The sequence below is a fragment of the Nocardia sp. NPDC004568 genome (assembly GCF_040609955.1).
Classification (GTDB): Bacteria; Actinomycetota; Actinomycetes; order Mycobacteriales; family Mycobacteriaceae; genus Nocardia.
The window spans coordinates 46,743-58,217 of sequence record NZ_JBEXLL010000044.1 but is presented as its reverse complement, the minus strand read 5'-3'; the positions used below and the strand labels follow the sequence as shown (position 1 = coordinate 58,217).

Sequence of the window (11,475 nt, the reverse complement as noted above, 5' to 3'; positions counted from 1 at the left end):
CCCCGGCTCCGTACAGGAGCCGGGGCGAGGTCGTATCGCTTTCCGGAAGGAGCTTCGGACGAGTAGCGACGCCTGCCATCCGCGCAGCGAGGACGCGCCCTGGACCCTCACGGCACTGCGACCCGACCATGCCCGGGCCCTGGCCGCCTGTCATATCGCCTGCTGGCGCGAGGCCTACCGGGGCCTGGTCCCCGACCATGTGCTGGCCGCGTTCGATGTCGATCGGCGCGCCGCGGCCTGGGAGCGCATCGCCGGCGACCACACCGGGCGGATCGTGGTCGCGGAATCGGGCGGCGAGATCGCCGGGTTCACCCATTACGGCCCGCCCCGCGACGAGCCCCCGGTCGCCGACCGCGAGCTGTGGGCCATATACGTCCGCGCCGACTGGTACGGCAGCGGGCTGGCCCGGGCGCTGCTGGACGCGGTACTCGAGCCGGAGCGCTCGTGTTCGCTGTGGGTCTTCCGGGACAATCCCCGGGCCCGCGCCTTCTACACCACATACGATTTCGTCCCCGACGGCACCGCCCGGGCCGAACGTTTCGCCACCGCCACCGAGATCCGGATGGTGCGGCCGTCGCGATGTTCCGCCGCGGCCGCGCCCAAGTAATGTCGCGGCCATGAGCACCGAAGCCGAATACGTCCACATCGAGGACGGGGTCCTGGAGATCACCCTGTCCACCGCAGCAAAGGGCACCTCCCTGGATTTCGCCGGGGTCGCCGCGGGTACCGCCGCCCTGGCCGGCCTGGGATCGGATACCGGTGCCGTGCTGCTCACCGGCGCGGGGCCGAACTTCTGCGCCGGTGGCGATGTGCGCGATTTCGCGGCGGCGCCGGACCGTGCCGCACACCTGTACCAACTCGCCGATACCCTGCACGTTTTCGTCCGGGCACTGGACAGCGCCCCGGTGCCCGTGGTCGCCGCGGTGCACGGCTGGGCCGCCGGCGCCGGGATGAGCCTGGCCTGTGCCGCCGATATCGCGGTCGGGGGTCCGGGCACCCGGATGCGACCCGCCTATCCGGGTGTCGGGCTCAGCCCCGACGGCGGGATGTCGTGGACGCTGCCCCGGCTGGTGGGCGCGGCGAAAGCCCGCGAGATCCTGCTGACCGACGCGGTACTCGATGCCGCGGAAGCCCAGCGCCTCGGCATTCTGGCCCGGATCGCCGACAGCGACGAAGCGGTCCGCGACAACGCCCGGGAACTGGCCCGCACGCTGGCACGTGGGCCACGCGCCAGCTACGCCTCCATCCGCGCCCTGCTGAGCCGGTCGGCCACCGCGACCCTCGGCGAACAACTGGACGCCGAACGCGACGCGATGGGAGCGGCCGCGGGCAGTCCCACCGGCCGCGAAGGTGTGGACGCGTTCCTCGCCAAACGCGCCCCGGACTATTCCGGGCTGAGCTGACCGTCCGCGCTCCGGCGGCGCGCTGATCGTCGCGCCGCCCGGGCCCGGCCCGGCCGGGCCGTATCAGCGGATCCGGGTGACGAACTCGGCGACCGCCTCGGTGAACGCGTCGTTGTCGTCACCGGCGGCCGTATGGGCGGCATTGCCGATCTCGACCAGCTCGGCATGCGGAACCAATTCCATGAATTCCGCGGCGCCCGCGGCGCTCACCACATCCGATTGCAGCCCCCGCACCAGCAGCACCGGGATATCGAGTGCCCGGGCCGCGCCCTCGAGCATGGCGGCCATCTCATCGGGGTCGGCGGCCTTGTCGCCGAGAATGCCCGGATCCCAATGCCAGTACCAGCGGCCGTCGCGCTGCCGGAGGTTACGCAGCAGTCCCACGTTGGATGTGGGCCGGGGCCGGTGCGGAAGGTAGTCGGCCACGGCATCCGCGGCCTCGTCGAGCGTGGCGAATCCGTCGGGATTCTTGCTCAGGAAGGTGAGCACGCGATCGACGCCCTCGGGTTCGGGCCGGGTGACGATATCCACCAGGACCAGCGCGCCGATCGCGTCTCCGCCCGGCGCCGCGGTGGCCAGCAGCCCGGTGATACCACCCATACTGGCGCCGACCACCACCACCGGGCCGCCACCCAGTTGTTCCAGAACCGCGAGTACATCGCCGACCATGGCCTCGTAGCGGTAGTCGCGATCGAGTGCCCATTGGCTGTCACCGTGGCCGCGCGCGTCCAGCGTGACCACCCGGATTCCGGCCGCGCCGAGCCGCGCACCGGTCCGTTTCCAGGAATGCCGGGTCTGGCCGCCGCCGTGCAGGAAGAGCACGGCCGGGCCGTCCGGCGGGCCGTATCGGTCCGCAACGAGCTCGATCCCGCCCCGGCCGCGTAACCGCAGCTGGACGGGATCGAGCAGATTGTTCGCATTACTCACGATTTTCAGCATCGCAAATACGCGGGCGTTACGCCGTACGAACGGACGAATCAGCAGTCCAGGTCCATGGCGCTCAGGGTCCGCTGGAAGAGGCAGGCGCCCTTGGCGTTCACCGAGGCCGAGATCGTGGACGAGCCGGTCGAGGTGAAATCCTCGGCGATCGGGGCCGCGGGGTCGGTCGCCGGACTCATCGGTTCCAGAGTCAGCGGGGCCGCTCCGGCCGTCGCCCCGGTCGCCCCCGTCAGGGCGGCGCCCAACGCGAGCGAGGCGGTGATGCCGCGCAGTTTCATGGTGTGCTCCTCTATCTTGTTTCTCGTTCGACGCCCACTCAGGGCAGGCGCCAGTCCACCGGCTCGGCGCCGAGTTCGTCCAGCAATTCGTTGACCCGGGAGAACGGACGCGAGCCGAAAAACCCGCGCGACGCCGACAGCGGTGACGGGTGCGCGGATTCGATACTGGGCACCTCCGCCGCCGCCAGCGCCGGCTTCAGCGAGGCGGCGTCGCGGCCCCACAGCACGGCCACCAGCGGCTCGTCACGCGCCACCAGGGCGGCGATGGCCTGCTCGGTGACCTTTTCCCAGCCCTTGCCGCGATGAGAGGCCGGTTTGCCGGGAGATACCGTCAGGACTCGGTTCAGCATCAGCACACCCTGGCGCGACCAGGGGCTGAGGTCACCGCAGCTCGGTGTGGGATGGCCCAGGTCCTTGGTGTATTCGGCGAAGATGTTGGCCAGACTGCGAGGTACCGGCGAAACGTCCGGCGCCACCGAGAAGCTCAATCCCATCGGATGACCCGGAGTCGGATAGGGGTCCTGGCCCACGATCAGCACCCGGACGGCCTCGAACGGCTCCTGGAAAGCACGCAGCACATTCTCCCCGGCGGGGAGATACCCGCGACCCGCGGCGTTCTCGGCACGCAGGAATTCGCCCATCTCCGCAATACGGTCGGCGACCGGATCCAGTGCCTTCGCCCAGCCCGGATCGATGATTTCCACGAGTGGTTTCGTGCTCATGACCGCACAACCTATCGTGAGTGGCCGACATTCGCCGAGTCCGTCCCGGAGAACGCTTCCCAGCCCTGCGGACCGCGATACCGGGCACCGTCCACGGTCACCCCGTGACCGGCCTCGATATCGCCGATGACGGTCCAGCCGGGGGGCGGCGGCGAACCGGCCGGCCAGACGCCGGCGAACACATGATCCTCGCCGCCGGTCAGAATCCATTGCCGCGCATCGGCTTCCAGGAAACCGGCGCATTCCGCGAGCTCGGTATCGTGCAGCGCCGCCGAACGCACATCGATCGCGACGCCCGAGGATTCGGCCAGATGCCCGAGATCGGCGAGCAGCCCGTCGGAGATATCGGTGAGCGCCACCGGCGGATGCGCGCCGGTCACGGCGGTACGAACGAGGTCGTAGGGGGGCCGCGGGGCACGATGCGCGGCGACCGCCCGCGCCACACCCGGACCGGACTCCGTCGCGTGCCCGCCCGCGAGCACCGCGTACCCGGCCGCCGACCAGCCCGGCCGCCCGGCGATCGCGAGGATCCCGCCGGCCCGCGCACCGGCTCGGGTCACCGGTTGTTCGCCCAGCGGGTCACCGAAAGCCGTCACCGAGATCACCACCTGCGGGCTGCGCACGATATCCCCGCCGGCCACCGAGCCCCCCGCCCGCGTCGCCTCCGACCAGAATCCGTCCGCGAGTCCGGTCACGAAGTCCACCGGAGTCGGTTCCGGTACCCCGAGTCCCACCACATAGCCGACCGGTTCGGCGCCCATCGCGTAGATATCGGCGGCGTTCTGAGCGATCGCCTTGCGGCCGACGTCTTCCGCGGCCGACCAGTCCAGGCGGAAATGCCGATCCTCGATCAACATATCCGTGCTCACCACATAGCGTCCGCGCGCCGCCGCCAGCACCGCCGCGTCGTCACCGGGGCCGAGCTGCACGGCGGGACCCTGTTCCCGGCCCGCGTTGATCCGGGCGATGAGGGCGAATTCGCCCACCTCACGCACCGTCGGTCCTGTACTGATCGTGGGGCCTTCCTCACTCGCTGCTGCCACCGGCCCGGCCGCACCCGCCCCGGGCAACGAGGCCGTGCCCACCGGCGGAACGCCACCCGGTCGTACCCCGGACTCCGCGGATCCCCGATCCCGCGCGCCCGGCCGATACTCCGGTGCTTCCCGCACGACGGTACCCTGTGCCCGGTGACCAGGCGCGGCGGCCGGGACACCGCGTGCGCCCCGTCCGCCGCGTACGCGCTGACGAAAGGACCGCCGAGGATGCCGGGGACATCGCCGGATCAGGACACCGATACCTCGGACGGCGACGGTGCCGAGCGCACCGGGTATTCGCCCGCGCTGATCGCGACCGCGGTCGCGCTGCCGATCGCACTGCTGATCGGGGTGGTGGTCGCCGCGGTCATCGCCGCGCGGACGCCGGTCGAACGCGAACCACTGGCCCTGGGTCCGGTTCCGGCGCCCGCGGCCGAGGGCCCCGCCTGCGCCACCCTGCTGCCCGCACTGCCCGCCGACCTCGGCGAGTACACCCGCGCCACCCTGGTCGAGCCGGTACCGCCCGCGACGACGGCCTGGCAGCTGCCCGAGGGCGGCGAGCCGATCGTGCTGCGCTGCGGACTCGACCGCCCCCTGGAGTTCAACCGGGCGTCCCCGCTCCAGGTGGTCAACGGCGTGCAGTGGTTCGAGGTCCGCGACGACGCGGCCGCCACCGCCACCTGGTTCGCGGTGGACCGCGAAACCTATATCGCCCTCACGGTTCCCGACGGGTCCGGCCCGACGCCGCTACAGGCGGTATCGGACACCGTCACGGCACAGTTGCCGGCCCGCCCGATCGACCCGGGTGAACTGCCGAACTGAACGGGTCAGCGCAGCCCGGTACCGCGGGCGAGAGCCGTTTCCACGAGGGTGGTCAGCAGTTTCCCGTAACCGACCCCGGTCTCGTCCCACATCCGCGGATACATCGAGATCGGGGTGAACCCGGGCATGGTGTTGATCTCGTTGATCACCGGGCCGTCCTCGGTCACGAAGAAGTCGACCCGGGCCAGGCCCTGGCAGTCCAGCGCGCGGAAGGCGCGCACCGCGATCTCGCGGACCTCGTCGGACACCTCGTCGTCGAGTTTGGCCGGTACGTCGAATTCACAGACGTCGTCGAGGTATTTGGTGTCGAAATCGTAGAAGGCGGGACCGGGCTTCTCCCCGGCGTCGGCATCGGCCAGGTCCTCGGGCATCTTGATCTCGGCGAGCACGCTGGCTTCCACGCGGCCGTCCGGGAATTCCAGCACCCCGCATTCGACCTCGCGGCCCACGATGCCCGCCTCCACGATCACCTTCGGATCGTGAGCGCGCGCGGCGGCGATCGCGGTGTCGAGATCGGCCCAAGCGGTGACCTTGGTGATCCCGATCGAGGAACCGCCGCGCGCCGGTTTCACGAACACCGGCAGTCCCAGCCGTTCCCGCTGCGCGGCGGTGACGGTGGCGGTGCCCGGCCGCAACACCACCTGCACGCCGACCGGCAGTCCGTCGGCGGCGAGGAGTTTCTTGGTGAACTCCTTGTCCATACCGGCCGCGCTCGCCAGCACGCCGGGGCCCACATAGGGGATGCCGGCCAGTTCGAGCATGCCCTGCACGGTGCCGTCCTCGCCGAACGCGCCGTGCAGTACGGGGAACACCACATCGACGGCGTCGAGCACGGTGCGCGGATCGTCGAGGGAGACCAGTGTCCCGGCCCGGCTCGGGTCGGCGGCCAGCATCAGTTCCCGGCCGCCGCCGGTGACCGAGGGCAGGGTCCGGCCGTGCCGGCCGAGTTCGGCGGCGTCACCGTCGGCGAGCACCCAGGTCCCTTCCTGGGTGATCCCGATCGGCACCGCCTCGAAGCGCACGGGATCGAGGTTCCGGAGCACAGCACCCGCCGACACACACGACACCGTGTGCTCGTTGCTGCGTCCGCCGAAAACCACGGCCACCCTGATCCGGTTCATGTCCGAACCGTACCCTGCCGGGCCACCCACCGACCGTGCCGGACCGCCGGTGTGGCTATTCCGGTTTTATCTGCCGGCCCAGCAGCTTCTCCAGCGCCGTCTGTACCGCCAGTCCCTCGTGGCACACCTGGTGCACGGCCTCGGTGAGCGGCATCTCCACATTCTTCGCGGCGGCCAGCGCGCGCACCGAGGTGCACGATTTCACCCCTTCGGCCACCTGACCGTGCGTCGCCTCCTGCGCCGCCTGCATGGAACCCCCGCTGCCGAGAACCTGCCCGAAAGAGCGGTTGCGGGACAGCGGCGAAGTACAGGTCGCGATCAGGTCCCCGACTCCGGCCAGCCCGGCCAGGGTCACCGGTTCGGCGCCCAGCGCCACACCGAGCCGGATGATCTCGGCCAGCCCCCGGGTCATCAGCCCGGCGAGCGAGTTGTCGCCGAAACCCATGCCCGAGGCGATTCCGCAGGCCAGGGCGATGACGTTCTTGCAGGCGCCGCCGAGTTCGCAGCCGATCACGTCGGTGTTGGTGTAGGGCCGGAAGTATCCGGTCACGCAGGCGCGCTGCACCGCGGCGGCCCGTTCGGCGTCCACGCAGCCGATCACCGTGGCCGCGGGCTGCCCGGCGGCGATCTCCTTGGCCAGATTGGGCCCCGACAGCACCGCGATCCGATCCGCCGCGGCACCGCTGACCTCGGCGATCACCTCGCTCATCCGCAGCAGGGTGCCGTTCTCGATCCCCTTGGCCAGACTCAGCAGTGTGGCGTCGGGGCCGATGGCCGGTGACCAGATCTTCAGATTCGCGCGCAGTGATTGTGACGGCACCGCGAGGACCACGATATCGGCGCCGTCCAGTGCCCGCGCGTAGTCGTCGGTCGCCGCGACCGGCGGCAACTGCACGCCCGGGAGGTAGTAGGGGTTGCGGTGGTCGGTGGCCAGCGCCTCGGCGACCTCGGGCCGGCGCGCCCAGATGGTCACCTCGGTTCCCGCCTCCGCCAACACCTTCCCGAATGCCGTACCCCACGATCCCGCACCCAGTACCGCCGCCCTCGTCATCAGCCCAATATGCCATGACAGGATGGGTCCATGTGCTCGCACACCGTGCACGCCGTCATCGCGGTGAAAACCCTGGACAGCGCCAAGAGCCGGCTGGCCGGAGTCCTGGCCCCGGCCGAGCGGTCCCGGCTGGTCCTGGCCATGCTGACCGATACCGTGCGCGCGGCCGCGGCGGCCCCGGAGATCGCCTCGATCACCGTGGTCACCCCCGATCCGGTGGTCTCCCGCGCGACCCGCGCGCTCGGTGCCGCCGTCCATCCCGAACCCCGCGGCACCGCCACCGGCCCCGACCCGCTGAACACCGCCCTGTCCACCGCGGCGGCCGCGCTGCGGACCCGGCACGGCGAGGTGCCGGTGCTGGCCCTGCAGGCCGATCTGCCGGCCCTGCGCACTTCGGAACTGTCCGCGGTCGTCGCGGCCGCCCGCGGTGCCCGCGCGTTCGTGGCCGACCACGCGGGCACCGGTACCGCGGCGCTGCTGGCTCCGGCCGGTACCGCGCTACGGCCCAGGTTCGGGCGGGATTCGGCGCGCCGGCACGGGGACGACGGCGCGGTCCGGCTGCACGGGGACTGGCCGGGTCTGCGCCGCGATGTCGATACCGCCGACGATCTGGCGGCGGTGCGGGCGCTGGGGACGGGTCCCGATACCGCCGCACTGCTGGGCGAACTCGGCTGGCCGGCTCCGCTCCGGCCCACGGTGACCCAGGTGTGTCAGGCGTAACTCCGCCTTCGCTCCGCCGGGCCCGCTCGGTGGGCCGGATCGGCTCGGCTGCGCCAACAGGCAGCCGCCACCGCGTGAACTCGAGATAACAGTCATCAACGGCATATGCACCATGGCCGGTTCGTAGGGAATGATCGTAGGCGTGAGCGATACGGAAACCATCAAGCAGCAGCAGGTGCTCCCGACCCCGCCTCCGGCCGCCACCCAGATCCCCGCCGGCGGGACCGCACCCCGTTTGCCAGCCGATCGCTACCTGAACCGGGAGTTGAGCTGGCTGGAATTCAATGCCAGAGTTCTGGCCCTGGCCGAGGACGGTTCGCTGCCGTTGCTGGAACGCGCGAAATTCCTGGCGATCTTCGCGTCGAACCTCGACGAGTTCTACATGGTCCGCGTCGCCGGTCTCAAACGCCGCGCCGAGACGGGGCTTTCGGTGCGGTCGGCCGACGGCCGCTCGCCGAACGAGCAACTCGCCCTCATCGCGGCCCGCAGCCAGGATCTCGCGGTCCGGCACGCCGAGGTCTTTCTCACCGAAGTGCTCCCCGCGCTCACCGCAGAGGGCATCGAGATCATCGATTGGGCAGACCTCGAGGACGCCGAACGGGAACGACTGTCGGCGCATTTCCAGGATCAGGTCTTCCCCGTCCTGACTCCCCTGGCCGTCGATCCGGCCCATCCCTTCCCCTACATCAGCGGACTGAGCCTGAACCTCGCGGTGACCGTCCAGGACGAGAGCACCGGCGGCGAGCATTTCGCCCGGGTGAAGGTCCCCGACAATGTGGACCGTTTCGTCCGCGTGCGCCGGCAGGGCTCGGGCAACGGTGGCGCGATCGCCGCGTTCCTGCCGATGGAAGCTCTCATCGCCGCGCATCTCGATCAGCTGTTCCCCGGGATGACCGTGGTAGAGCACCATTCGTTCCGGATCACCCGCAATGCCGATTTCGAGGTCGACGAGGACCGCGACGAGGACCTGTTACAGGCGCTGGAGCGGGAACTCGCGCGCCGCCGTTTCGGTTCCCCGGTCCGGCTCGAGGTCTCCGACGATATGACCGAGCACATGCTCGATCTGCTGCTGCGCGAGCTCGAAGTCGATCCCGCCGATGTCATCCAGGTTCCCGGGCTGCTGGACCTGTCCTGCCTGTGGCAGGTGTACGGGGTGGACCGCCCGAACCTCAAGGACGCCCCCTACGTACCCGCGACACCGCCCGCGTTCGGCGAACGGGAGACGCCGCGCAATGTGTTCCAGGCGCTGCGCGAGGGCGATGTGCTGGTGCACCACCCCTACGATTCGTTCTCCACCAGTGTCCAGCGCTTCATCGAACAGGCCGCCGCCGATCCCCAGGTGCTGGCCATCAAACAGACCCTGTACCGGACCTCCGGCGACTCCCCGATCGTGAACGCCCTCATCGATGCCGCCGAGGCGGGCAAACAGGTGGTGGCCCTGGTGGAGATCAAGGCACGGTTCGACGAGCAGGCCAACATCAAATGGGCGCGCACGCTGGAACAGGCGGGAGTGCACGTGGTCTACGGCCTGGTCGGGCTGAAGACCCACTGCAAGACCTGCCTGGTGGTGCGCCGGGAGGGTTCCACCATTCGCCGTTACTGCCATATCGGCACCGGTAACTACAATCCCAAGACGGCCCGGTTGTACGAGGATGTCGGATTGCTCACCGCGGCACCCGAGATCGGTGCCGACCTCACCGATCTGTTCAATTCGCTCACCGGCTACTCCCGGAAATCCGATTACCGCAATCTGCTGGTGGCTCCGAACGGTATCCGGACCGGGATCATCGCCCGGATCGAACGGGAGATCGAACTCGCCCGCTCCGGCGCCGAGGCCGGAATCCGGTTGAAGGCCAATGCCCTGGTCGACGAGCAGATCATCGACGCGCTCTATCGCGCCTCCCAGGCGGGGGTGCCGGTGCGTATCGTGGTGCGCAGTATCTGCGGGCTCCGGGCGGGTGTCCCGGGAATGAGCGAGAACATCGAGGTGCGCTCCATTCTGGGCCGGGTACTGGAACACTCCCGGATCTTCAACTTCCGGGCCCAGAACGAATTCTGGATCGGCAGCGCCGATATGATGCACCGCAATCTGGACCGCCGGGTGGAGGTCATGGCCCAGGTCAAAGACCCGAAGCTGTGCGAGCGGCTCGACGAGATCTTCGAATCCGCCCTGCACCCGATGACCAGATGCTGGGTCCTGGACCCCGACGGCAACTGGAAATCCAGCCCCGACCGAGCCGGGGCCGACGGTGACGGTATCGAAGTCCGCGATCACCAGGTGGCGCTCATGCGACTACGCCGTCCGGATCAGCAGTGAACGACGCGCACACCCCACCGACCTACCCGGATCCCCGGACAGCACCCAATATCCACGCGGCGGGTACCGTCTTGTGGCGGCACGCACCCGGTTCCGCCGGTGGTATCGAGATCGCGGTCATCCGGCGCCCCAAATACCAGGACTGGTCGTTGCCCAAGGGCAAACTCGATCCCGGTGAGTCACCCGTCCTGGCGGCGTTCCGGGAGACAGAAGAGGAAACCGGGTTGCGGCCCCGGCTGGGCCGCTATCTCGGCAAAGTGACCTATCCGATCACCGGGCATCGCAAGATGAAACGGGTCGACTACTGGGCCGCCGAGGTCGTCGAGGGGGAATTCAGCGCCAACAACGAGGTCGACGAACTGACCTGGTGCTCGCTGGACACGGTGATGGCGGAGCTGTCGTATCCGATGGATCGCCAGATCGTGCGGGCGTTCACCCGGCTGCCCGCCGATACGCACACCGTGCTGCTGGTGCGCCATGCCAAGGCCGGACGACGCGACCGCTACAAGGGCCCCGACGAACAGCGCCCACTGGAGCCGGCCGGCCATCGGCAGTCGCTGGCGCTGGTCCCGAATCTGCTGGCGTTCGGCGCACAGGACATCTATTCGGCCGAACCGTTGCGCTGTGTGCAGACCGTGGCGCCGCTGGCCGAGGAACTCGGCGTCGAGGTGGAGATCGAACCGCTGCTGGGCGATATCGGCTACGCCGCCGATCCGGACAAGGCCCGCGACCGGATCCGGTCGCTGGTCTCGGCGCGGCGCGTCCAGGTGCTGTGCAGCCAGGGCGACACCATTCCGGACCTGGTCCGCTGGTGGGCGGCACGGGATGGAATGCGGTTGTCACCCGCGCGGACCCGGAAGGGGTCGGTCTGGGTGTTGTCGTTCGCGGGTGAGCGGCTGGTGGCCGCCGATCATCTCGACCGGTCGCTGGCGGTCGATACCGCCCCCGCGGTCACCGCGTAGCACGCGTGGCCGGACCGGTATCGGGGCCGAAGAGACGGCTACGCCCCCGGGGGTTGCCCGGGGGCTTGTCCGTCCGGCGTTCCGGTTGTGTGAATCTGCGAATCGC

The 11,475-nt window shown here is 69.8% G+C and carries 12 protein-coding genes; 6 read left to right on the top strand and 6 right to left on the bottom strand.

Annotation, left to right across the window (positions count from 1 at the left end; all coding sequences use genetic code 11):
• A partial coding sequence (locus ABZV91_RS20040; RefSeq protein WP_355243672.1) for a GNAT family N-acetyltransferase occupies positions 1–607 on the top strand: 607 nt, incomplete at its 5' end.
• Positions 608–617: 10 nt separating this feature from the next.
• Positions 618–1,403 carry an enoyl-CoA hydratase-related protein gene (locus ABZV91_RS20035; RefSeq protein ID WP_355243669.1) on the top strand — a complete coding sequence of 262 codons (786 nt, stop codon included), beginning with the start codon at positions 618–620 and terminating at the stop codon, positions 1,401–1,403.
• Between the two features lie 63 nt (positions 1,404–1,466).
• Here ABZV91_RS20035 and ABZV91_RS20030 read toward each other — a convergent pair whose 3' ends face one another.
• From ABZV91_RS20030 to ABZV91_RS20015, 4 genes are read right to left on the bottom strand one after another with little or no spacing between them, the layout of a single operon-like run.
• Positions 1,467–2,330 carry an alpha/beta hydrolase gene (locus ABZV91_RS20030; RefSeq protein WP_355243666.1) on the bottom strand — a complete coding sequence of 288 codons (864 nt, stop codon included), beginning with the start codon at positions 2,328–2,330 and terminating at the stop codon, positions 1,467–1,469.
• A gap of 50 nt (positions 2,331–2,380) precedes the next feature.
• Complete coding sequence (locus ABZV91_RS20025; protein WP_355243664.1) at positions 2,381–2,620, bottom strand: hypothetical protein; 240 nt, start codon at positions 2,618–2,620, stop codon at positions 2,381–2,383.
• A 38-nt stretch (positions 2,621–2,658) separates the two neighbouring features.
• Complete coding sequence (locus ABZV91_RS20020) at positions 2,659–3,342, bottom strand: uracil-DNA glycosylase (RefSeq protein ID WP_039825894.1); 684 nt, start codon at positions 3,340–3,342, stop codon at positions 2,659–2,661.
• 11 nt (positions 3,343–3,353) lie between these two features.
• Entirely contained in the window at positions 3,354–4,385 is a 1,032-nt protein-coding gene (locus tag ABZV91_RS20015) for a thiamine-phosphate kinase (RefSeq protein WP_355243661.1), read from the bottom strand.
• 219 nt (positions 4,386–4,604) lie between these two features.
• On the opposite strand from ABZV91_RS20015, the gene ABZV91_RS20010 reads away from it, so the two are divergent.
• Positions 4,605–5,198, top strand: coding sequence for a DUF3515 domain-containing protein (locus ABZV91_RS20010; protein WP_355243658.1), 594 nt, complete (start codon positions 4,605–4,607; stop codon positions 5,196–5,198).
• A gap of 5 nt (positions 5,199–5,203) precedes the next feature.
• On the opposite strand, the gene ABZV91_RS20005 is transcribed toward ABZV91_RS20010, so the two are convergent.
• Positions 5,204–6,319, bottom strand: a complete 1,116-nt coding sequence (locus ABZV91_RS20005; protein WP_355243655.1) for a D-alanine--D-alanine ligase family protein — start codon at positions 6,317–6,319, stop codon at positions 5,204–5,206.
• A gap of 55 nt (positions 6,320–6,374) precedes the next feature.
• Positions 6,375–7,370, bottom strand: coding sequence for an NAD(P)H-dependent glycerol-3-phosphate dehydrogenase (locus ABZV91_RS20000; RefSeq protein ID WP_355243652.1), 996 nt, complete (start codon positions 7,368–7,370; stop codon positions 6,375–6,377).
• A gap of 30 nt (positions 7,371–7,400) precedes the next feature.
• Between ABZV91_RS20000 and cofC the strand changes: the two genes are divergently transcribed.
• The 3 genes from cofC to ABZV91_RS19985 all read left to right on the top strand — a co-directional run bounded on the left by cofC (position 7,401) and on the right by ABZV91_RS19985 (position 11,369).
• Positions 7,401–8,090, top strand: coding sequence for a 2-phospho-L-lactate guanylyltransferase (gene cofC / locus ABZV91_RS19995; protein WP_355243649.1), 690 nt, complete (start codon positions 7,401–7,403; stop codon positions 8,088–8,090).
• A 130-nt stretch (positions 8,091–8,220) separates the two neighbouring features.
• Positions 8,221–10,407, top strand: a complete 2,187-nt coding sequence (locus ABZV91_RS19990; protein ID WP_355243647.1) for an RNA degradosome polyphosphate kinase — start codon at positions 8,221–8,223, stop codon at positions 10,405–10,407.
• On the top strand, positions 10,404–11,369 hold the full coding sequence (locus ABZV91_RS19985) for a bifunctional NUDIX hydrolase/histidine phosphatase family protein (protein WP_355243644.1): 966 nt from the start codon (positions 10,404–10,406) through the stop codon (positions 11,367–11,369). The genes ABZV91_RS19990 and ABZV91_RS19985 overlap by 4 nt, the downstream gene beginning before the upstream one ends.
• The last annotated feature ends 106 nt before the right edge of the window (positions 11,370–11,475 follow it).

Bases quoted from the DNA above. Each gene is read 5' to 3' on its own strand.
- ABZV91_RS20035 (WP_355243669.1), top strand. From the start codon at position 618: ATGAGCACCGAAGCCGAATACGTCCACATCGAGGACGGGGTCCTGGAG.
- ABZV91_RS20025 (WP_355243664.1), bottom strand. From the start codon at position 2,620: ATGAAACTGCGCGGCATCACCGCCTCGCTCGCGTTGGGCGCCGCCCTG.
- ABZV91_RS20020 (WP_039825894.1), bottom strand. From the start codon at position 3,342: ATGAGCACGAAACCACTCGTGGAAATCATCGATCCGGGCTGGGCGAAG.
- ABZV91_RS20010 (WP_355243658.1), top strand. From the start codon at position 4,605: ATGCCGGGGACATCGCCGGATCAGGACACCGATACCTCGGACGGCGAC.
- ABZV91_RS20005 (WP_355243655.1), bottom strand. From the start codon at position 6,319: ATGAACCGGATCAGGGTGGCCGTGGTTTTCGGCGGACGCAGCAACGAG.
- ABZV91_RS20000 (WP_355243652.1), bottom strand. From the start codon at position 7,370: ATGACGAGGGCGGCGGTACTGGGTGCGGGATCGTGGGGTACGGCATTC.
- cofC (WP_355243649.1), top strand. From the start codon at position 7,401: ATGTGCTCGCACACCGTGCACGCCGTCATCGCGGTGAAAACCCTGGAC.
- ABZV91_RS19990 (WP_355243647.1), top strand. From the start codon at position 8,221: ATGATCGTAGGCGTGAGCGATACGGAAACCATCAAGCAGCAGCAGGTG.